The following is a 20,162-nucleotide window of genomic DNA, read 5'->3' as shown; positions in this document are numbered from 1 at the left end:
GTGCACGCCGACCGCTTTCGCGCAATGGTCATTACGGCGGTACCGCACGCGTGCGATTGGTCACGAGAGGTAGCCGCCGAACGGCTCACGTGCGGCGGGTCGGCTGCCCGAGTGAGCGGTCACACATCGTTCGCGAGATCACCCGGCGGCGAAGTTGAGCAAGCCGAGGTGTTCGTGGGCGCGGGTCGCGTCGAGCAGGGGTGGGCCGCTTCGGCGGGGGTTGGTGGCGCCGATGGACAGCGCGGACCGGACCCGGTGCCCACCGGCGAGGGGGTGAAGCGACAGCAACAGGGCAGCGGTCCCGGCGACCAGGGCGGCGGCGACGCCGTTGCCGGAGGCGGGCCCGGTGGGGCCGGGGAGGTCTTCGCCGGGGGCGAGCAGGCCGCGGGGGTCGTCTTCGAGGTCGACGAACCAGCTGACCCGGCCCGATGCCGCGCAGGAGGAGACCGGGAGCACCCAGGAGTTGGTGGTCAGGTCCGTGTCGGGCCCGCCCGCGGCGACGATGAGGACGCCGCGTTCGGCGGCGCGGTCGAGGGTCTCGGCGAGGACTCGCCGTTCGTGCGTGCCGCCGTCGAGCAGGCCGGTGCCGATGGCGATGACGTTCGCCGGGCCGTCGAGCAGTTCGCCGAGGATGACCGACAACTCGCCCGGTGTGGCGCCTGCTTCGGCGCAGCCGCGGGCAAGGATGGGGCACAGCGGGCTGACCGAGAGCGCGTCGCCGGTCAGGACGCCTGCGAGGGCGGTGATGTCGTTGTCGCCGCTGACGAGTCCGATGGCGATGTCGGGCGACCCGGCGCCGTGGCGGCGGACCGAGGGCAGCCGGACGAGGTCGAGCAGCGGTGAACGAACGCGGCGGCGCGTTCCGATCATGCCGCACACCTCCAGCCGTCGTCTCGGCCTTGCGGAGGTCTCCGCCGGGCTTCGCGAACTGTAGCGGCGGGATGTCGCTGTGTGATCACTCCAAGCGGGTGAACGTTCAGCCGGTCGAAGCCTTGACGCGGCCGGCGGAGAAGCGGTTCACGGCGTCGAGGATCTCGTCACGGCTTCCGGTGAACAGGCGGGTGTCCACGGGAAGGCCGGGGCCGGAGGCGACCGGCCAGGCGTCGCGCCGGTGCAGGCCGGTGACGCCCGCCGTGCCGGGGGTGACGCCCGCGCGGAGCCGGAAGCGCAGGGTGGGGCCGTCGACGACGACCTGGCGCAGGGTGTCCCATGGCAGGAACGCGGGGCCTTGGCCGGTGGGCAGCCGCACGCCTTCGACGTCTATCAGCAGCGGGGACTCGCGGCGGTGGCGGCGGAAGCAGTAGGCGCCGAGTTTGGCGCCCGGTGCGGCCAGGGCGGCGCCGACGAGGAGGATCGCGACGCCGACGCCGATCACGTCGGCGACCGCGGAGATGATCACCGCGACCAGGGCGATCACACCGCCCGCGAGCCAGGGGACAAGTGGTCGCCGCCAAGCCTCCAGGTCGACATCGGCCACGAACGATTCTCCGGCCCCAGACGTCATCGCATGTCTCCCCGACAGAGTTCGATGTTGGGGCGAACCTTATGGGCCGGTCGGGTACTGGCTGGTGGCAACCCGCCGAGCCGGTGGGATGAGCTCGGTCACCGTCGGAGATGGGTGGGCGGGCGCCGCTTCCTCGTCGACACCCGCCGGTGCCCATCATGCCGGGTGCGTCGTGGCGCCGACCACTCGAATTTCGGCCTACCCTTGATCAATGACCTTCCGCACGTCGTTCGAGCCCGACGATGCCGTCCCGACCTGGTCGGACACCGTCGAGGTGTCCGCGCGCGGCGCGGCGGTGACCGACGGGGCGACGCTGCGGACCAGGGTCGAGGGCGGTCCGGCCGACGCTCCTGCCGCTCGATCGGGGGTCGGATTCACCGGTTCGTGTGCGCTTCGGTACGAGGGTTCGCACACTGCGGCGGGTGTCGGGTACCAGACGAACCGGGTGTTCTGGACCGAGATCCCGGTCGTGGCCGACACCGTGCTCAGCTACGTGGTGTTCCCTGAGCTGGTGGGTGGCGATCTGCGTTATCCGAGCACGTATGTGGCCGTGGACCTGCTGTTCGACGACGGCACCTATCTCGGTGAGCTGGGCGCGGTCGACCAACTGGGGTTCGCGATGACCCCGCTGGGGCAGGGCGAGTCGCGGGCGCTGTTCCCGGACCAGTGGAACCACCGTTCGGTGCGGCTCGGTGAGGTCGCCGCGGGCCGGACGATCACCCGGATCCTCGTCGCCTACCGCGGCCCGCAGGGCCCGGCGGAGTTCGCGGGCTGGATCGACGACCTCGCCGTCGAGTCGGTGCCGCCGCGGGTGCTCGACCCGGTCGACCGGGTGCTCACCACCCGCGGAACGCACTCGTCGAACGAGTTCTCCCGGGGCAACACTTTCCCGGCGACGGCGGTGCCGCACGGGTTCAACTTCTGGACGCCGGTGACAAACGCGGCGGTGACGAACTGGTTCTACGAGTACCACCGCGGGTCGACCCCGAGGAACCAGCCCGCGCTGCAGGCGATCGGGATCAGCCACCAGCCCAGCCCGTGGATGGGCGACCGGCACACCTTCCACCTGATGCCGACACGGGAGACGAAGGTCGGGCGGGAGGCGCGGGCGCTGACGTTCCGCCGCGAGCACGAGATCGCCCGCCCGCACTGCTACGAGGTGCGGTTCGACAACGGGATCCGCGCGCAGGTGGCGCCCACCGACCACGCGGCGGTGCTGCGGTTCACCTTCCCGCCCGGGCAGGCGAACCTGGTGCTGGACAACGTGGGCCTCGGCGGGGCGGTGCGGGTCGCGCCGGACGGGACGATCACCGGGCACTCCGACGTCCGCACCGGCCTGTCCGCCGGGGCGGGCCGGATGTTCGTGCACGCCACCGTGGACCGCCCGGTCCTGGAATCCGGGCACCGGCTGCGGGGACTGGCGTGGGCGCGGACCGCGTTGGTGCGGTTCGAACCGGAGGCTGAGGGCGAGACCGTGCTGACGGTGCGCATCGCGACATCGCTGATCAGCCCCGAGCAGGCGCGCCGCAACCTCGAGACGGAGATCGGCCCGGACGACACCTATGAGTCGGTGCGGGACCGGGCGCGCGCCCAGTGGGCGGAGTTGCTGGGCCGGGTGGAGGTCGAGGGGGCGAGCGAGGACGAGCTGACGACCCTGTACTCGTGTCTGTATCGGCTGTTCCTCTATCCGAATTCCGGATACGAGGAGACCGCGTCCGGCCCGCGCTACGCCAGCCCGGTCAGCCCGCCCGCCATCGTCGACGGGAAGGTGTTCGTCAACAACGGTTTCTGGGACACCTACCGCACCTGCTGGCCCGCGTACGCCCTGCTCGCCCCGACCCGCTGCGGTGAGCTGATCGACGGGTTCCTGCAGCAGTACCGCGACGGCGGGTGGGTCTCGCGGTGGTCCTCGCCCGGTTACGCGAACCTGATGACCGGCACCAGCTCCGACGTCGCGTTCGCCGACGCCTACCTCAAGGGCGTGCGCGGTTTCGACGTCCGCGACGCCTACGCCGCCGCCCTGCGCAACGCCACGGTGACACCGCCGGACGAGTCGGTCGGACGCAAGGGGCTGGAGCGTTCGATCTTCCTGCACTACACGCCGACGAGCACCCACGAGGGCCTGTCGTGGGCGCTGGAGGGCTGTGTCAACGACTACGGCATCGCCAACCTCGCCGCCGCCCTGGGCGATGAGGACAACCACGCGTACTTCCTCGACCGCGCGCGCCACTATGTCCACCACTTCGATACGCGTATCGGATTCTTCCAGGGCCGCGGCCCGGCCGACGGGTGGCGGTGGTCGCCCGCGTCTTACGACCCGAAGGTCTGGGGCCACGACTACACCGAGACCAACGGGTGGACCGCCGCGTTCGCCGTGCCGCACGACGGTGCGGGCCTGGCCGAGCTGTACGGCGGCCCGGACGAGCTGGCGGCGAAGCTCGACGAGTACTTCGCGACCCCCGAGACCGGTAAGCACCCGGGGTCCTACCGGCGGGTCATCCATGAGATGACCGAGGCGCGCGACGTGCGGATGGGGCAGTACGGGCACAGCAACCAGCCCGCCCACCACATCCCGTACCTCTACACCCAGGCAGGCCACCCGGCACGCGCCCAGGAGAAGGTGCGTGACGTGCTGGCCCGGCTCTACCAGGGCAGCGAGATCGGCCAGGGGTACGTGGGCGATGAGGACAACGGCGAGATGTCGGCCTGGTTCCTGTTCAGCGCTTTGGGCTTCTACCCGCTGCGCGTGGGCAGCCCGACCTACGTGATCGGCTCACCGTTGTTCCCACGCGCGGTGGTGCGGCTGGAGAACGGGCGCGAGTTGGTGGTCACCGCGGCGAACCACGGCAGACGGAACGTGTATGTGCAGAGCCTGCGGGTCAACGGCGAACCGTACGGGCTCACCTACATCAGCCACGAGGTCCTCACCGACGGCGCGCGCCTGGACTTCGAGATGGGCCCGGAACCCTCGGACTGGGGCACCGGCCCTGCCGCCACTCCCCCGGCGTTGGGTGCGGGTCCGCCGCTGCGCGACCTCACCCGGGGGCTGCCGGGTCCGCTCTTCGATGACACGACCCGCACCGAGTCCACTGTGGACGCCCCGGTGGAGGTCGAGACGGACCCGGTCGAGGTGCTGATCTACACGCTCACGTCGGGCGGCGATGGCCCGGACCCGGCTGACTGGGTGCTGCGCGGGTCGATGGACGGAATCGTCTGGGATGAACTGGACCAGCGCACCGACCAGGAGTTCCCGTGTCGCAGGCAGACCCGGCCCTTCAAGGTGAAGGCGCCGGGCCCGTACCGCCACTACGCGTTGGTCTTCGAGGGCGCCGTGTCCCTCGCCCAGATCGAGCTGCTGGCTCAGTAGCGGCCGCGCTGGTAGCGCAGCCAGGTGCCGACACTTTGCAGGCCCGCCTGGATCAGGCTGATGACCGGCAGCACGCTGAAGACCACGGCGATGAGGACGAGGCCTCCCTTGGCGCCGCTGGGATCCTCGGGATCAAGATCGACACCGGGGAGCCGCACGGCGACGATGATCCAGAGCATGGAGAGCGTCAGGTGCAGGGCGTTGCCCGCCACCAGCACCGCGCGGTTCTTGCCGGTGAGCAGCAGGACTCCGCCGGAGATCAGCGCGGCCACGCTGATGGCCTGAGTGATCCAGATGCCCTGCGCGAGCACGCCCTGCGACCCGGTTCGCTGCGTCGCCACGAAGATCATCACGAGCGTCGTGAGCGCGGTGAGCGCGGTGAGCGCGGTGAAACCGCTCTGGACGAACGCCAGCACCGCCGCCGACACCACCACGCCGGGTCTGGGCACGTGCGGTTGCGAGGTGTCCACCGGCGCCATCGGCAGGCCACCGTAGTTCTGGTAGCCGCCTGGTTGACCGTCTCCCCAGTTCTGTGTCATCCACGCTCCTCGTTTCGGCTCGGGCCCAGTATCGGTCAGTGCGTGCGCAGCCAGTCCCCGGTGTCGCGGTGCCAGGTCTGGATCAGGCTGATGACCGGCAGCACCGCGAACGCCACGGCGAAGCGGGTCACCACGGTCTGCCCGCCCGCGGGGTCATACACATCGATGTCGCCGCCGAACTCGGTCGCGGTCGCGACCCAGAGGCACGACAGGACGAGCTGCATGGCGTTGCCGCTGGTCAGTGCCTTGCGGCCGCGGCCTTGGAGCAGCACGATCCCGCCGTGGAACAGCAGGTAGAGGCCGATGACCTGCAGCACCGCGAGCCCCACGACAGCCGGGGCGGCGGAATCGTCGCGCAGAATGCCGACCATCAGCATGTAGATCGTCGTCATCGCGGTGGCGGATCCCTGGATGAACGCCAGCACGGCGGCCGACACGGCCGTGCCCGGCCGAACCGAGGGCGCCTGATCCGGGGCCATCAGTGGGCTCGGCGCCGCTGGTCGTGCGTCATCCACGCTCCTGGTTCACGGGCCGATCCGTTGATCGGAGGCCGCATGATGGCACGGAGATGACAGCTCGGCCGCCGCCGTTGTCCGTTCCGTGACGAAAATCAGGCGCCGGTCGAGCCACCGACCACGGCGTCACCCGAGGCGACCGCGTCCTCCTCGGGCTTGGGCTCCGGCGGGACGATCCCGGTGAGCGCGCTGCCCAGGTCGTTCATCCGCAGCACGAACGGCCGGGTCTCGGTGTAGCGCACCACCGACACCGAGGACGGGTCGACCATGATCCGCTGGAACGAGTCGAGGTGCTGCGCCAGGGCGTCGGCCAGGATGGCCTTGATGACGTCGCCGTGGCTGCACAGCAGCCAGACGGCGTGGTCGCCGTGCTCGGCGGTGACCTTCGCGTCGTGCGCGCGGACCGCGGCCACCGCGCGGGACTGCACCGCGGCCAGCCCTTCGCCGCCGGGGAACACCGCGGCGGACGGGTGCTGCTGCACGACCTTCCACAACGGTTCGGAGAACAGATCCTTGAGCGCGCGTCCGGTCCAGGAGCCGTAGTCGACCTCGGCGAGCGCGTCCTCGGTGACGGGGACGAGTTCGCGGGCGGCGGCGAGCGGGGCGACGGTCTCGCCGCACCGGGTCAGCGGCGAGGTGACGATCGCGCGCAGCGGGACGTCGGCGAGGCGGGCGACAAGCCCGTCGGCCTGGGCCCGGCCGGTGTCGTCGAGGTGCACCCCTTCGGAGCGCCCAGCGAGGACGCCGGAGCCGTTGGCGGTGGATCGGGCATGTCGGAGCAGAACGACTGTGGCCACGCCCCGAGCTTAATGCGCGCCCGCGGCGGCGGACCCGCTCGCCCGGTCCAGTCGACCATCACCAAGGTCAGCATCGGCGGGCAGACCGTCCACGACCTGACCGCCGCTCTAGATCGGGTCGACGACGCCGGTGGCGAGCAGGCCGCACAGCACCGCGCCCAGGGCGATGCGGTACCAGACGAACACCATGTAGCTGTGCTTGGAGACGTAGCGCAGCAGCCAGGCGACGCAGGCGTAGCCGACGACGAAGGAGACCGCGGTGGCCGCGATGGTCTGCGGGATGTCGGCCTGCAGACCGGGTCCGCCGCGGTCGAGGACGTCGGGGATGGAGAAGATCCCGGCGCCGAACACCGCGGGGATCGCCAGCAGAAACGAGTAGGTGGCAGCTGATTCCCGGTTGAGGCCGAGGAACAGGCCCGCGGTCAGGGTCCCGCCCGAGCGAGACACCCCGGGGATCAGCGCCATCGCCTGCGCCAGGCCCATGAAGATGCTGTCCTTCATGGTCAGCGAGTCACGCTTGAGCTTGGCGGTCTCGTCGGCCACGGCCAGGATCACCGCGAAGATCATCAGGACCATCGCGGTGATCCACAGGTTGCGCAGGCCGCTGCGAATCTCGTCCTTGAACAGCACGCCGAGCAGGCTGATCGGGATCGACCCGATGATCACGTACCAGGCGAGCTTGTAGTCAGGGTCGGTCCGGGCGGCGGCGTTGAGCAGCCCGCGGAACCACGCCTTGATCAGCCGCCAGATGTCCTTGGCGAAGTAGATGATCACCGCGGCCTCGGTGCCGAGCTGGATGACCGCGGTGAACGAGGCGCCCGCGTCGCCCCCGAACCACAGTTCGGAGACGATGCGGATGTGCGCTGACGAGGAGATCGGGAGGAACTCGGTCAGACCTTGGACGATGCCGAGGACAATGGCTTGAAACCAGGTCAACTACCGACTCCCGCGAGATCCAGAGCATCTACGGCGACGCGCAGGGCCGCCTTGGCTTGCTCCAAATCTTGCAGGATGGGCGAAACGGTCAGTGTGGTGACCCCCGACGACGCCAGGGCCTGCATCTTCGCCGCGATGCGCTCCTTCGGGCCGAGCAGCGCGGTATCGTCGATGAAGCCCAGCGGCACCTTCGCGGCCGCGCCGGCGTAGTCCTTGGCGAGGTAGAGGTCCTGGCATTCGGCGGCTTCGGCCTCGTAGCCCATGCGGCAGGCGAGCTGGTTGTAGAAGTTCTGCTCGCGGCTGCCCATGCCGCCCACGTAGAGCGCGGCGTAGGGGCGCACGGTGTCCGCGGCGGCCTTCCAGTCCTCGCCCACGACGATCGGGGTGGTCGGGACGACGTCGAACCCCTCGAGGGTCTTGCCCGCCTTGGCCCGGCCCTTCGCGATGAGCTCCAGGGACTCGCGACCGTGCTCGGGCGAGTAGAAGATCGCCAGCCAGCCGTCGGCGATCTCGCCGGTCAGCTCGAGGTTCTTCGGGCCGATCGAGGCCAGGTAGATCGGGATCTGCTCGCGCACCGGGTGCACGGTCAGCTTCAGCGGCTTGCCGGGGCCGTCGGGCAGCGGCTGCACGAAGTGCTTGCCCTGGTAGTCGACGCGCTCGCGGCGCAGCGCCTGGCGCACGATGTCGACGTACTCGCGGGTGCGGCCCAGCGGCTTGTCGAACTTGACGCCGTACCAGCCTTCGGAGACCTGCGGCCCGGACACGCCCAGGCCCAGGCGGAACCGGCCGCCGGAGAGGGTGTCGAGAGTGGCCGCGGTCATCGCGGTCATGGTCGGGCGGCGCGCGGGGATCTGCAGGATGGCGCTGCCGATGTCGATCTGCTCGGTCTGCGCGGCGACCCAGGCGAGCACGGTCGGCGCGTCGCTGCCGTAGGCCTCGGCCACCCAGGCCACCGAATAGCCCAGCCGGTCGGCCTCCTTGGCCAGCTCGAGGTTCGCGGCGTCGTTTCCGGCGCCCCAGTAGCCCATGTTCAGTCCCAGTCGCATGCACGGGACGTTACCCATGAGTAGTGGCTGGGGCCAGGGGACCCGCGAACAGTGATCTATGGGGACCGTGACGGCGGCCGACCCGGGTTGCCGCTGTTCCGCATGGTTATATGACCAATGGTGACCCAGCGTAAAGATTCCGGGGAGGCGGGCCAGTGGAACAGAGACACCTTGGGCGAAGTGGGCTGCGGGTGTCCCGGATGGCGCTGGGCACGATGACCTGGGGCGGGGACACCGAGCCGGACGAAGCCGCCAGCCAGCTGAGCACGTTCGTCGACGTGGGCGGGACACTGGTCGACACCGCCGACGTCTACTCCGACGGTGAGGCCGAGAACATCCTCGGCGCCCTGATCGACGACGTGGTCCCCCGTGACGCGATCGTGCTGGCCACCAAGGCGGTAGCGCGGCGCACCGACGGACCGTTTGGCGGCGGCGCGTCCAGGGGTGCGCTGCTCACGGCGTTGGAGCAGTCGCTGAACCGGCTCGACACCGACCACGTCGACCTGTGGCAGCTGCACGCGTGGGACGCGACGGTGCCGCTGGAGGAGACGCTGGCGGCGGTCGACGCGGCCGTGCGCAGCGGCAAGGTGCGCTACGCGGGCATCTCGAACTACACCGGCTGGCAGACCGCGACGGCCGCGAGTCGCCAGTCGTTCACCGCCGGGGCCGCGCCCCTGGTCAGCACGCAGGTCGAGTACTCGCTGCTGGAGCGCGGGATCGAGCGGGAGGTCGTACCGGCCGCCGAGCACCACGGGTTGGGCATCCTGCCGTGGGCGCCGCTGGGCCGGGGCGTGCTCACCGGCAAGTACCGCACCAGCACCCCCGCGGACTCGCGTGGAGCGTCGGAGAAGTACGCGTCCTATGTGGAGCAGCACCGCACCGACCGAGCCGGCCGGATCGTGCAGGCGGTGGCAACGGCCGCTGACGGCTTGGGCACGTCGCCGCTGGCCGTGGCGCTGGCTTGGGTGCGTGACCGGCCGGGCGTCGTGGCTCCCGTGGTCGGCGCCCGTGACACCGGCCAGCTGTTGGGTTCGCTGATGGCCGAGGAGTTGGAACTGCCACCCGCGATCCGCGCCGCCCTCGACGACGTCAGCGATATCGAACTCGGGTATCCGGAGCGCCGCCTCGGGTGATCTGTGACGCGAATGACGGATGACCAGCAAGGTTGGTTAGCCTATGCTCACCTCGGCATGTATCTCACCGTCGACGCCGAGGATCACCCATGGAGCTGCTCAGCGCGCCCGTGGCTCTCGGGGTCCCATTTGTCCACGCACTGGCGGACTTCGGCGACCGGGTCGCGGTCATCTCCCGAGAGGGTTCGCTGACCTACCGGGAGCTCGCTGAGCGGGTCGAGTCCACAGCCGGCACCCTGGGCACGACCCGCAGGCTGGTGCTGGTCGCAACGGCCAACGACGTCGATTCGCTTGTCATGTACCTGGCCGCGCTGCACGGTGGTCATCCCGTGTTGCTCACCGGTTCCCAAGTGGATGCGCTGACCGCGGTCTACGACCCGGATGTCGTCCACACCGCGGCAGGCCTTTGCGAGCGGCGCGACGGCACAGTGCACGACCTGCACCCGGATCTGGTGCTGTTGCTGTCCACTTCGGGCAGCACCGGCTCCCCCAAGCTTGTCCGGCTCTCGGCGGCGAACCTGCAGGCGAACGCCGAGTCGATCGCGTCCTACCTGGACATCCGTGACACCGACCGCGCGGCCACGACCCTGCCGATGCACTACTGCTACGGCTTGTCGGTCATCAACAGCAACCTCTCGCGTGGGGCGGCGCTGCTGCTCAGCGACCATTCGGTCGTCGACAAGTGTTTCTGGGAGTCCTTCCGCGCCCACGGCGGCACCAGCCTGCACGGCGTCCCGTACACGTTCGACCTGCTCGACCGAGCGGGCTTCGCCGAGCGGGACCTGCCGACCCTGCGCTACGTCACCCAGGCAGGCGGCAGGCTGGCCCCATCGCAGGTCCGCCGCTACGCCGCGCTCGCCGACGCGCGTGGCTGGCGATTCTTTGTCATGTACGGCCAGACCGAGGCCACCGCCCGCATGGCCTACCTGCCCCCGGATCTCGCCGCGACCCGCCCCGAGGCCATCGGCGTGCCCATCCCCGGCGGCTCCTTCGAAATCCGCCCCGACGGCGAACTCGTCTACCGCGGCCCCAACGTCATGCTCGGCTACGCCCGCACCCCCGCGGATCTGGCCCTCGGCGCCACCCTCGGCGCCCTCCCCACCGGCGACCTCGCCCGGCGCGCATCCGACGGCCTGTATGAAGTCATCGGCCGCAAAAGCCGCTTCGTCAAACTCTTCGGCCTACGCGTAGACCTCGACGAAATCGAGAAATCCCTGTCGGCAGCCAGCTTCCACGCCGCCACCACCGGCGACGACGCCACCCTCATCCTCGCCCTCACGCACGGCCAGGACACCGCGGCCGCCGTGGACGTGGTCAGGTCCCGCACCGGCCTCCCGAACCACGTGATCGACGTCCGCGAGTACGCCACGCTCCCCCGCCTGGCCACCGGCAAACTCGACTATGCCGCCATCCAGGCGCCCCACCACTCCCCAAACGCCACCCGCCGCCCCCGCACCGCCCCTACACCCCCACACCGACACTCCACCGCGACCACCACCTCCCACCCCGACCACGATCCCCACCCGCCGAGTTATCCACACCCCGACCCAAACCAAGATCACCCGTCACCCCACCCCGATAGACTGGCCAAGGGCCGTCCCCCCGGGGATGGGCGGGGGCTGCGCGGGGGCCGTTCGAGCGATTCGGGTGACTCGGTTCGTGGGGTGTATCGGCGGGCGCTCAACCGGGCCGACATCCCCGACGACGCCACCTTCGTCAGCCTCGGCGGCGACTCCCTGACCTACGTGCGCGCGTCCATCGACCTCGAACGCCTCCTGGGCCACGTCCCAGACGACTGGCACACCATGCCGGTCCGCGACCTCGAGAACACCGGCGTCAAACGCCGCAGGCTGCGGTCGCTGGAAACCAACATCGCCCTGCGCGCGCTCGCGATCACCCTCATCGTCGCCACCCACATCGGTCTCACCCAGGTCTGGGGCGGCGCGCACCTGCTGCTCGTCATCGCGGGCTGGAGCTTCGCCCGCTTCGCCATCGCCCCCGTCGACCCCACCCGCATGGCGGGCCGTATCGGCCGTGCCGCCGCGCGCATCGCCGTGCCGTCGTCGCTGTGGTTGGCGTGGCGGTCGATCGAGGCGGAGAACGTCGTCATCCCCAACGTGTTGTTGGTCAACAACTTCGTGCAGTCCGGCACGATCGCCTACTGGTACGTGGAAGTCCTCGTCCAGATCCTCGTGCTCATGGCGCTGCTCTTCGCCGTCCCCGCGGTCCGCCGCCTCGCCGTCACCAACGGCTTCGCGCTCGCGGCGGGAATGCTCATCCTGACGTTGATCGCGCGCGTGCCCGCGGAGCACCTCCCCACCGCCAACGGCTTCTCCGCCCGCGACATGAGCCTGCACGGCGTCCTGTGGCTGTTCGTCCTCGGCTGGCTGGTGCAACGCGCCACCACACCGTCACAGCGGGTCGCCGCGGTGATCGTGACCCTGCTGGTCGTCCCCGGCTACTTCGACGACCCGATCCGCGACGCCATCGTCGTCGGCGGCCTGCTCCTGGTCCTGTTCGTCCCCCGGATCCAGGCCCCCGGCCCCCTCGTGCGGCTCAGCGGCCTGCTCGCGGGCGGATCGCTCTACGTCTACCTGACCCACTACGTCGTCTTCCTGCCCCTGCTGCCGCACCTGCCTGCCTCGGCAGTCCTGGTCATCACCCTCGCCGTCGGCGTCGCCGTCTGGCGCTTGTCCTGCTGGATCGGCAAGTTCCGCACCCTGTAGAAGCGCCCTCGAAAGCCACAGCAGGCTCCATTGACAAAATGGATTTTTACGTGAAAACTTACTTTGCCATGAGAGAAGTCCTGTATCTGGATCAGATCGAGCAGGCCGAGACCCTGCTCAAGCCGCAGCGCATCGAAGTGCTGCGGCAACTCGCCGAACCCCGCTCGTGCACCGAGGTCGCCACCCGCCTCGACCAGACCCCGCAACGGGTCTACTACCACGTCAAACGCCTGGTCGACGCCGGCCTGGCCACCCTGGTGAGCGAACGCCGAGTCCGCGGGATCACCGAAGGCGTCTACCAGGCGACCGCCCGCTCCTACTGGCTCTCACCCCGGCTCGTCGGCAAGGTCGGCCTGACGAGACCGCGCGACGAACTCAGCCTCGGCTACCTCCTCGACCTGATGGAGGACGTCCAGGCCGACATCGCGGCGCTCGACCCCACCGCCCCCGAACTACCGTCCATCGGGGTGTCCGGGGCGATCCGCGTCGAGCCCGAACGCCGCCAGGAGTTCCTGGCCGATCTGCAAAACACCGTGCACGACCTGTTCACCCGCTACGGCGGCGCCGAGGGCGACGCCTTCAAGCTCGTCGTGGCCTGCTACCCGAAGGAAGAACCCCATGACTGACATGAGCTTCAGCGTCCGAGTCCCGGCTCCCCTCGACCGCGTGCGCCACGCCCTGACCGACCCCGCCGAGCTCACCACCTGGCTCGCCGAGCACACCGAGGTCGACCTGCCCCACACCTACGCCTTCTGGGGCCGCTACACCCCCGCGGGCGACCAGCCCCGCCAGCGGCTGCTCCACGCCGACGACACCACCCTGCGGTTCACCTGGACCATCGACGACGCCGAGACCACCACCGAGATCACCCTCGAACCCGAAACCGACCATACGACCGTCCTCACCCTGTCCCAGTCAGGCATGCCGACCTGGGAGGAGATGACGACCGACACCACCCAGCGCTCCGCCCTGCAGACCTTCTGGGCACTCGCCGTCGCCAACCTGGTCGACCACCTCGACAACCGCCCGCTGACCGCTCTGTGCGACTTCACGACCACCGAGATGCGCGCCCAGTTCGACATCGCCGCCGACCCCGCCGACGTGTTCGACGCCCTGGTCGACCCGGAGAAGTTCAGCGCCTGGTTCGGCGCCAAATGCGAAATGGAGCCCTACGTCGGCGGCCGGTTCGCCATGGGCGGGTTCGACGTCGAGGACAACCCGGGGACCATCGTGGCCTACGACCCGGGCCACAAACTCGCCATCGACCTCCGCGAAGCCGGAGTGTCCACCTGGGAACTCGACGGCAGCGACGGCAAGACGCGGATCACGTTCATGCAGAGCGGATTCGAGCACCCGCCCTACGACGCCTGGATGGGCTGGCTCAGCGGCTTCGCCGAACTGCGCCGCTACTTCGAGATCAAGGACTGGAAGAACATCTGGCTCAGCTTCAGCATGCCCGGCATGCCCGAAGGCATCATCACCATCGGGTCCTGACCTTGTCGTCCTCGGCCGGCTCGAAGAACTCGCGCAACTCGGGCCGGTAGACCAGGTAGGTGCCGACGGCGACCGCGGCCACGATCGGGACCAGCAGCGCGACATCGACCGGATACGAGGTCAGCCCGATCGAGAACAACACCGACAGACCCGAGACGATGACCACGCCGACCCGCGCCCAGTCACGGCCCGTCGACATGCTCACCGCCAGCCACACGGTCACCGCGAGCGGCACGAGATACAGCGACAGGTCCAGGCCGCTGCGCGCCCAGACCACGGTCAGGTGGATCGTGGACAGCGCGACCTGGGTGATGAACAGCCCGCGGGCGGCGCGCACCACCGCGGGCGCCGCACTGGGCCGCGGGTCGCCGAAGATGGGCAGGTGGGCCGGATCTATCGCCATTGATACCTCCGTGTCCACTGCTTCGAAGCGGACCCCGTAGTTGTTACAGCTTGGTGTCGAATCGGTGTCCGGATGTGAGAGACATGTCGGTGTGGAACGTGGCCTCCCCGGGCAAGGTGCGGGATGCTTATGTGAGACCCATACCCCCTCGGCCACCGGAGGAAACTTGTCGCGACGCTTGGGCGCCGCCGTCGTCGCTATCGCCACCCTTGCCGGGTGCTCGTCCAACGGGCAGCCGCAAGACGAGCTGATGGTGTCCGACAACCCGGTAGCCGCCACCGCCGCGCACTCCCCCGCGCCCGCGACAACCCCGACCGGAACGGTTCTGCCGCTGTCCGCGGTGTCCGCCGCGATCGTCGACGACCGCACCCGCACCCTGGCCGTCGCCGTCGACAACCCGCCTGGCCTGCGGCTTTACGACCTCGACAACCTAAGCAGCGAGCCCCGCACCGTCGACCTGGCCACGGCCGCGGAGTCGCTGACACTGGCCGCTGAGGGCGGCCCGCTACTGGCGTCGACCGGCAAGACGGTCGTGCGAGTCAGCCTGCCCGCCGCCGAGGTCGCGCCCTCCTCGGTCGACGGCACCGCGGCCAACGCCGCCACCTACCGCGACAGCACCCTCGTGGCCGTCCGCGACCGCAAGTCCGTCGCCGTCCTCGAGGGCGCGGGCACCCGGATGATCACCGGCGGGCTGCTCAGCGCCGACCAGGTCTACGCCGTCGGCGACCGCGCCGCCGTCCTCGACCGGCTGCGCAACGCGGTGTTCGAACTCGACGTCGCCAAAGGCACCGTCGGCGAAGGCCTGCGTGCCGGGCAGGGCGCCACCAACGGCACCGTCGACCGGTTCGGCCGCATCCTCGTCACCGACACCCGCGGTGGCGCGCTGCTGGCGTTCTCCCTGGACCCACTGCTGATGCGCCAGCGCTTCCCCGTGCCCGGCGGTCCCTACGCGATCGCGTTCGACCCCCGCCGCGACCTGGCGTGGGTGACCCTGACGGAGACCAATGAAGTGGTCGGCTTCGACGTGGCCGGCGAACAACCAGAACAGCGTTACCGGTTCCCTACCGTCGGCCAGCCGAACTCGGTGGCCGTCGACCCGGCTAGTGGGCGCGTGGTCGTGGCGTCCGCCAACGGAGGAGGTGTCCAGGTGATCGAACCATGAGTGACGGGGTGGTCGAAGGCGATTGGGAGTACCGGCCGCTGCGGCTGCCACCGGCGGTGTCGCGGCTGACAGCGGCCACGCAACTGGCGATCCACGCGGAGTTCGCCGGATGGGAGCTGTCGAACGTGCGGCTCTACTCCGACGGCACCCGCAAAGTCTGGCTGCGGCGCAAACGGCGTCCGCACCCGCAGCCCGGCATCATCACCTGACTGGAAGCTGGTCGAACCCGTCCCACACCGCGCGCGACCCGGCGTCGCCGACGCGGTAGGCGTGCACGCCCGACGCCACCCCGAACCCCACCGCGAGCACCGCCGCGGCGATCACCGCGACCTTGCTCCACGAAGCGGGCACAGCCTGGGTGGCGGCCCGGTGGGCCAGCATCAGTGCGAGGACGACCACGAACAGCGGCAGCGTGAAGTAGATCATCAGGTCGCCGAGCCGCTCATGGGCGTTGATCAGTTCGTTCTCGGGAAGCCTGCGCTCCAGCTTCTTTCCACTGTCGGTCGCCACCGGCGTCGCCGCGGCCGCCACCGCCGCCCCGGCCACCACCAGCCACCCGAACCGCGCCCGCGCGGCGGGCCACACAGCGATGACCACCGCGCCCAGGGCCGACAGCGGGACCATCACGACCACGATGTGCACGACCAACGCGTGCAGCGGAAGACCGTTGATGAACTCAGGCATGGGACCACCTCCGACTCGTGTTACGCGCGGCGGCCCCACCTGGTTCAGCGCACGAGGTGACGGGTCAGAGCGGCAGCGGAGAACACCGCCACCAACCCGCACACACCCGGCCAGCCGAACTGGGCGAAGGCGCGAACACCCCACCAGGAGCCAATACTGCCGCCCAGGAAGGCGCAGGTCATGTAGGCGGTGTTAAGCCTGGCGCGCGCCTCGGGTCGAAGGGCGAAGATCCGCACCTGATTGGCGACCATCCCGCTCTGCATGGCCACGTCGAGAACCAGCGTCCCCACGACCAACGCGACCAGGCCGGCGGCGCCACCTGGCGTGCCGCCCGCGAGGACCACCGCGGACCCTAGGACGGCGAGCATGCAGACGAGGTTGACCGGGTCCGGCCCGCGCCGATCAATCCACCGCCCCGCGAGCGGAGTGCACAACATCGTGGCTGCGTTGACCAGCGCGAACGCGCCGACGACATGCGCACCCAAGCCGTAGGTCGGCCCGGTCAGCAGCAACGCGAGCCCGGTCCACACCGCCGTGAACGCGCCGAAGATCGTCGCCTGGCAGAAGCAGGACCGCCGCAACTCACGCTCAGCCCGCAACAACCGCAACGCCTCACCCAGCAACACGTCGTACCGCTGCCGCGTGGAAGGAACCGTCCGCGGCGCGACGAACACCAACACGGTCGCCATGGTCAGGACCAGTCCGGCGGCCAGCAGGTAGGGCGCCCGCCACCCCAGCCACTCCCCGACCACTCCGGCGAAGGCGCGAGACAACAGCATCCCGCCGATGGACCCGGCCAGCAGCGTCCCGGTGAGTGACCACCAACAGCGTGACGATCAACGACCGATGCGCGAACCGGTCACCCAACGGCACCAGCAGGAAGATCCCCAGGGCGTAACCGACCTGCGCCGCGGTCACCACCATCGCCGCGGAATAGGCCGGAACCCGGCAGGCCGGACGCGACCAAGGGCGTGATCGCCTGCGGGAAGTAGATGTTCCCCACCGCCACACCACAGGTGACGGCAAGCAGAAAGATGACCCGCCGACTCACCGTCTCAGGCACGGCCAGCGGCGTCGTCACCACCCCACCCTCACGGTTCCCACCCACGAACCGCAAACCGTTTACGCGCACCGGAAACCGCGAGCGACACCCCACCCGACAGCAAGATCCGACCGCCGTGTCCGCGCACCGGTCAACTCGACCGAGTTCACGGGGCCAGACTCGGCGAAGCCGTTCGCGTGGCCACCTACCAAGCCGCCCGACCCGGCTCCCCAGCCCGCAACTTCCACCGATCCGCCCGGGCCCACCGCCCGCCCGGCGCTGCCAACCTGTTCGCCCGCCGCACGCGGTGATCCCAGTCGAATCGTCTTGTTGCCAGCCCTACCCGCCCAGTCGATCCTGCTCCCCGCCACGGCAGGCCCACATTCTCGAATCTCACCGCCGAAACGCGGCGTGCACCAATCCCACCAACCGGGGCAGCACCTGTGCCACACCCTCCAGCGGCAGCATGTGCCCGAGTCCCGGCAACACCACCGCCGTCCCGTCAGCCACCGCTCCCGCCAACGCCTCCACATGCGACACCGGCACCACCCGGTCCCGATCCCCCACCATCGCCACCACCGGTGTGCCCGCCGCCACCGACAGCGCGGCCTCCTGGTCGTACCGATCCAACGCGGGCCGGAACAGCGCCACCGTGTCCGGCCAGTGCGCCGCGATCATCTCCGCGACCAGCCGCACGTCGTCGGCCTCCGGGTCCTCGCCGAGCAGCAGCCACCGCAGTCCGATGGTCTTCGCCTTGTCGATCCGCTGCGCCACCCGCTCCACGATCTTCGCCCCGAGAATCGCGCGCAGGTCCTGCACGATCCGGCCCAGCGAACTCGGGATCGCCGCCTCCGCGACCCACCCGGCAGGCGTCGACAGCAGCGCCAACCCCGCGACCCGCGCCTCGAACAACGCGGCATGGCGAGCGGCCAAAGCCATCGACACCAGCCCGCCCATCCCGTGCCCCACCAACACGATCCGCCCCGAAGGCACGGCGCCGTCGATCATCTCGGCTAGGTCGTCACCGAGCCGCTCGACGGTCGCCGTGTGCTCGTCGGCCGCGCTCGACTGCCCGTGGCCGCGGTGGTCGTAGGCCACCACCTGCACCGGCTGCTCGGTCGCGTCGGGGAGAGTGGCCATGATCTTGTGCCACGCCCGATGGTCCATCGCGTAGCTGTGCGCCAGGACGACGGTGACCCCGGCGTCGGGTTCCCCCGCGCGCTGAATGGACAGCTTCGCCCCGTCGGACAGGGCGAAGCGTTCAGTGGTGGCGGGCACCGCCGAATCCTGGCACGACCTCAGCAGGTCCGCAGGAACCGATCCAACACCCGCGTCCCGAACTTCAGCGCGTCCACCGGAACCCGCTCGTCAACCCCATGGAACAGTGCGGCGAAGTCAAGGTCGGCGGGCAGCCGCAGCGGCGCGAACCCAAAGCACCGAATCCCCAACGAGTCGAACGCCTTCGCGTCCGTCCCACCGGACAACATGTACGGGACCGTCCGCGCGCCTGGGTCCTCCGCCACGATCGAGGCGGTCATGGCGTCCACCAGGGCGCCATCGAAGGTCGTCTCGACAGCCGGGAGCTTCGCCACCCACTCCCGCTCGACATCGGGCCCGAGGATCTCGTCCAGCTCACGCTCGAACGCGGCCTCCCGGCCCGGCAGCACCCGACAGTCCACAACGGCCTCGGCCACCGAGGGGATCACGTTGGCCTTGTAGCCTGCCGTCAGCATCGTCGGATTGGCGGTGTCGCGTATGGTCGCCCCCACCATCCGGGCCACCGCGCCCAGCTTGCCGACGGCGCCCTCGAGGTCGTCCTCGTCGAACTCCATCCCGGTGATCTCGCTCATCGCGGCCAGGAACTCACGCACCGACTCGGTCAGCACCAGCGGAAACTTGTGCGTCCCCAGCCGAGCGACGGCCTGCGTCAACTTCGTGACCGCGTTGTCCTCATGAACCATCGACCCATGCCCCGCGCGCCCCCGCACCCGCAACTTCAACCAGGCGATGCCCTTCTCGGCGGTCTCGATCATGTAGGCGCGGACGTCGTCCTTCACGGTGATCGAGAACCCGCCCACCTCACTGATCGCCTCGGTCGCCCCCTCGAACAGCTCCGGCCGATTCCGCACCAGCCACTGCGAGCCATAGTCGCCCGCAGCCTCCTCATCAGCCAAAAAGGCAAAAATGATGTCCCTAGGCGGCACCACCCCATCCCGCTTGAACCGGCGGGCGGTAGCCAGCGTCATGGCCACCATGTCCTTCATGTCGACCGCGCCACGGCCCCACACATAGTCGTCCTGGACGGCGCCGGACAGCGGATGAACCGACCACTCGGACGGATCAGCCGGAACCGCGTCGAGGTGCCCGTGCACCAGCAGGGCACCGCGCGAAGGGTCAGCCCCCTCCAACCGAGCGAAGACGTTGCCTCTCCCCTTGGCCCCCGACTCGACGTAGGTGGTGTCAAACCCCACCTCCGCCAGCTTCTCCGCCACATACTCCGCGGCAGCCCGCTCCCCCACAACCGTCGCGGGATCCCCGGTGTTGGTGGTGTCGATACGGATCAACTCACTGGTCAGCTGCACCGACTCGGCCTCAGCCACGTCCCTGGTGTCGCTCAGATGCTCGGTCACACCGCTTTCCTACCACCACCGGAGCGGTGAGGCGGCCCCGATTTGGGACCACGCAACCCCATCCGATACTCTGTGCACACACCAGCGGGAGACCGCAAGTCCGGGTGGCGGAATGGCAGACGCGCTAGCTTGAGGTGCTAGTGCCCTTAACGGGCGTGGGGGTTCAAGTCCCCCCTCGGACACA

At 69.7% G+C, this 20,162-nt stretch carries 19 protein-coding genes and 1 tRNA gene; 8 read left to right on the top strand and 12 right to left on the bottom strand.

Going from position 1 to position 20,162, the window contains the following annotated elements; all coding sequences use genetic code 11:
- Positions 1-138 precede the first annotated feature (138 nt).
- Positions 139-870 carry a hypothetical protein gene (locus ACRDSQ_RS02955; RefSeq protein WP_431418518.1) on the bottom strand — a complete coding sequence of 244 codons (732 nt, stop codon included), beginning with the start codon at positions 868-870 and terminating at the stop codon, positions 139-141.
- A 106-nt stretch (positions 871-976) separates the two neighbouring features.
- Positions 977-1,504: a hypothetical protein gene (locus ACRDSQ_RS02950; protein WP_431418517.1), complete on the bottom strand. Its 528-nt coding sequence runs from the start codon at positions 1,502-1,504 to the stop codon at positions 977-979.
- Between the two features lie 211 nt (positions 1,505-1,715).
- Here ACRDSQ_RS02950 and ACRDSQ_RS02945 point away from each other — a divergent pair, with 211 nt between their 5' ends.
- Entirely contained in the window at positions 1,716-4,871 is a 3,156-nt protein-coding gene (locus tag ACRDSQ_RS02945; protein WP_431418516.1) for a GH92 family glycosyl hydrolase, read from the top strand.
- On the opposite strand, the gene ACRDSQ_RS02940 is transcribed toward ACRDSQ_RS02945, so the two are convergent.
- From ACRDSQ_RS02940 to ACRDSQ_RS02920, 5 genes are all read right to left on the bottom strand, one after another.
- The gene (locus ACRDSQ_RS02940) at positions 4,865-5,410 is read right to left on the bottom strand and encodes a hypothetical protein (protein WP_431418515.1); all 546 of its coding nucleotides are present in this window, start codon (positions 5,408-5,410) and stop codon (positions 4,865-4,867) included. The two genes, ACRDSQ_RS02945 and ACRDSQ_RS02940, sit on opposite strands and share 7 nt — an antisense overlap.
- Before the next feature lie 35 nt (positions 5,411-5,445).
- The gene (locus ACRDSQ_RS02935) at positions 5,446-5,889 is read right to left on the bottom strand and encodes a hypothetical protein (protein ID WP_431418513.1); all 444 of its coding nucleotides are present in this window, start codon (positions 5,887-5,889) and stop codon (positions 5,446-5,448) included.
- Between the two features lie 131 nt (positions 5,890-6,020).
- On the bottom strand, positions 6,021-6,722 hold the full coding sequence (locus ACRDSQ_RS02930) for a histidine phosphatase family protein (RefSeq protein WP_431418511.1): 702 nt from the start codon (positions 6,720-6,722) through the stop codon (positions 6,021-6,023).
- Positions 6,723-6,830: 108 nt separating this feature from the next.
- Positions 6,831-7,658: an undecaprenyl-diphosphate phosphatase gene (locus ACRDSQ_RS02925; RefSeq protein WP_431418509.1), complete on the bottom strand. Its 828-nt coding sequence runs from the start codon at positions 7,656-7,658 to the stop codon at positions 6,831-6,833.
- Positions 7,655-8,704: an LLM class F420-dependent oxidoreductase gene (locus ACRDSQ_RS02920; protein ID WP_431418508.1), complete on the bottom strand. Its 1,050-nt coding sequence runs from the start codon at positions 8,702-8,704 to the stop codon at positions 7,655-7,657. Before ACRDSQ_RS02920 ends, ACRDSQ_RS02925 begins: the two co-directional genes overlap by 4 nt.
- Positions 8,705-8,859: 155 nt before the next feature.
- Between ACRDSQ_RS02920 and ACRDSQ_RS02915 the strand changes: the two genes are divergently transcribed.
- The 4 genes from ACRDSQ_RS02915 to ACRDSQ_RS02900 all read left to right on the top strand — a co-directional run bounded on the left by ACRDSQ_RS02915 (position 8,860) and on the right by ACRDSQ_RS02900 (position 14,057).
- A complete protein-coding gene (locus ACRDSQ_RS02915) occupies positions 8,860-9,837 on the top strand; it encodes an aldo/keto reductase (RefSeq protein ID WP_431418506.1) in 978 nt (325 codons plus the stop codon).
- Positions 9,838-9,926: 89 nt separating this feature from the next.
- Positions 9,927-12,563 (top strand): AMP-binding protein, encoded by a 2,637-nt coding sequence (locus ACRDSQ_RS02910; RefSeq protein WP_431418504.1) that lies wholly within the window; start codon positions 9,927-9,929, stop codon positions 12,561-12,563.
- Between the two features lie 68 nt (positions 12,564-12,631).
- Entirely contained in the window at positions 12,632-13,189 is a 558-nt protein-coding gene (locus ACRDSQ_RS02905) for a helix-turn-helix domain-containing protein (protein WP_431418502.1), read from the top strand.
- On the top strand, positions 13,182-14,057 hold the full coding sequence (locus ACRDSQ_RS02900) for an SRPBCC domain-containing protein (RefSeq protein ID WP_431418500.1): 876 nt from the start codon (positions 13,182-13,184) through the stop codon (positions 14,055-14,057). The genes ACRDSQ_RS02905 and ACRDSQ_RS02900 overlap by 8 nt, the downstream gene beginning before the upstream one ends.
- On the opposite strand, the gene ACRDSQ_RS02895 is transcribed toward ACRDSQ_RS02900, so the two are convergent.
- Entirely contained in the window at positions 14,041-14,460 is a 420-nt protein-coding gene (locus tag ACRDSQ_RS02895; RefSeq protein ID WP_431418498.1) for a hypothetical protein, read from the bottom strand. The genes ACRDSQ_RS02900 and ACRDSQ_RS02895 overlap by 17 nt on opposite strands.
- 166 nt (positions 14,461-14,626) lie before the next feature.
- On the opposite strand from ACRDSQ_RS02895, the gene ACRDSQ_RS02890 reads away from it, so the two are divergent.
- Positions 14,627-15,622 carry a YncE family protein gene (locus ACRDSQ_RS02890; protein ID WP_431418496.1) on the top strand — a complete coding sequence of 332 codons (996 nt, stop codon included), beginning with the start codon at positions 14,627-14,629 and terminating at the stop codon, positions 15,620-15,622.
- Entirely contained in the window at positions 15,619-15,831 is a 213-nt protein-coding gene (locus ACRDSQ_RS02885; protein ID WP_091369063.1) for a DUF5703 family protein, read from the top strand. The genes ACRDSQ_RS02890 and ACRDSQ_RS02885 overlap by 4 nt, the downstream gene beginning before the upstream one ends.
- Here ACRDSQ_RS02885 and ACRDSQ_RS02880 read toward each other — a convergent pair.
- The 4 genes from ACRDSQ_RS02880 to ACRDSQ_RS02865 form a co-directional block, all read right to left on the bottom strand.
- Positions 15,824-16,306: a DUF2231 domain-containing protein gene (locus ACRDSQ_RS02880; protein ID WP_431418494.1), complete on the bottom strand. Its 483-nt coding sequence runs from the start codon at positions 16,304-16,306 to the stop codon at positions 15,824-15,826. The genes ACRDSQ_RS02885 and ACRDSQ_RS02880 overlap by 8 nt on opposite strands.
- A gap of 44 nt (positions 16,307-16,350) precedes the next feature.
- Positions 16,351-17,085, bottom strand: coding sequence for an MFS transporter (locus ACRDSQ_RS02875; protein WP_431418492.1), 735 nt, complete (start codon positions 17,083-17,085; stop codon positions 16,351-16,353).
- Between the two features lie 656 nt (positions 17,086-17,741).
- Complete coding sequence (locus tag ACRDSQ_RS02870) at positions 17,742-18,626, bottom strand: alpha/beta fold hydrolase (protein WP_431418490.1); 885 nt, start codon at positions 18,624-18,626, stop codon at positions 17,742-17,744.
- A gap of 20 nt (positions 18,627-18,646) precedes the next feature.
- Complete coding sequence (locus tag ACRDSQ_RS02865; RefSeq protein WP_431418489.1) at positions 18,647-19,978, bottom strand: M20/M25/M40 family metallo-hydrolase; 1,332 nt, start codon at positions 19,976-19,978, stop codon at positions 18,647-18,649.
- 98 nt (positions 19,979-20,076) lie between these two features.
- Between ACRDSQ_RS02865 and ACRDSQ_RS02860 the strand changes: the two genes are divergently transcribed.
- Positions 20,077-20,160, top strand: a tRNA-Leu gene (locus ACRDSQ_RS02860).
- The last annotated feature ends 2 nt before the right edge of the window (positions 20,161-20,162 follow it).

Source organism: Actinokineospora sp., assembly GCF_050699995.1.
GTDB lineage: Bacteria > Actinomycetota > Actinomycetes > Mycobacteriales > Pseudonocardiaceae > Actinokineospora.
This window is presented reverse-complemented; position numbering and strand designations above follow the sequence as displayed.

What these genes read in the sequence shown, in the direction of transcription:
- ACRDSQ_RS02900 (WP_431418500.1), top strand. Translation starts at nt 13,182, where the DNA reads ATGACTGACATGAGCTTCAGCGTCCGAGTCCCGGCTCCCCTCGACCGC.
- ACRDSQ_RS02945 (WP_431418516.1), top strand. Translation starts at nt 1,716, where the DNA reads ATGACCTTCCGCACGTCGTTCGAGCCCGACGATGCCGTCCCGACCTGG.
- ACRDSQ_RS02880 (WP_431418494.1), bottom strand. Translation starts at nt 16,306, where the DNA reads ATGCCTGAGTTCATCAACGGTCTTCCGCTGCACGCGTTGGTCGTGCAC.
- ACRDSQ_RS02910 (WP_431418504.1), top strand. Translation starts at nt 9,927, where the DNA reads ATGGAGCTGCTCAGCGCGCCCGTGGCTCTCGGGGTCCCATTTGTCCAC.
- ACRDSQ_RS02875 (WP_431418492.1), bottom strand. Translation starts at nt 17,085, where the DNA reads ATGCTGTTGTCTCGCGCCTTCGCCGGAGTGGTCGGGGAGTGGCTGGGG.
- ACRDSQ_RS02935 (WP_431418513.1), bottom strand. Translation starts at nt 5,889, where the DNA reads ATGGCCCCGGATCAGGCGCCCTCGGTTCGGCCGGGCACGGCCGTGTCG.
- ACRDSQ_RS02885 (WP_091369063.1), top strand. Translation starts at nt 15,619, where the DNA reads ATGAGTGACGGGGTGGTCGAAGGCGATTGGGAGTACCGGCCGCTGCGG.
- ACRDSQ_RS02895 (WP_431418498.1), bottom strand. Translation starts at nt 14,460, where the DNA reads ATGGCGATAGATCCGGCCCACCTGCCCATCTTCGGCGACCCGCGGCCC.
- ACRDSQ_RS02905 (WP_431418502.1), top strand. Translation starts at nt 12,632, where the DNA reads ATGAGAGAAGTCCTGTATCTGGATCAGATCGAGCAGGCCGAGACCCTG.
- ACRDSQ_RS02940 (WP_431418515.1), bottom strand. Translation starts at nt 5,410, where the DNA reads ATGACACAGAACTGGGGAGACGGTCAACCAGGCGGCTACCAGAACTAC.
- ACRDSQ_RS02920 (WP_431418508.1), bottom strand. Translation starts at nt 8,704, where the DNA reads ATGCGACTGGGACTGAACATGGGCTACTGGGGCGCCGGAAACGACGCC.
- ACRDSQ_RS02950 (WP_431418517.1), bottom strand. Translation starts at nt 1,504, where the DNA reads ATGACGTCTGGGGCCGGAGAATCGTTCGTGGCCGATGTCGACCTGGAG.
- ACRDSQ_RS02955 (WP_431418518.1), bottom strand. Translation starts at nt 870, where the DNA reads ATGATCGGAACGCGCCGCCGCGTTCGTTCACCGCTGCTCGACCTCGTC.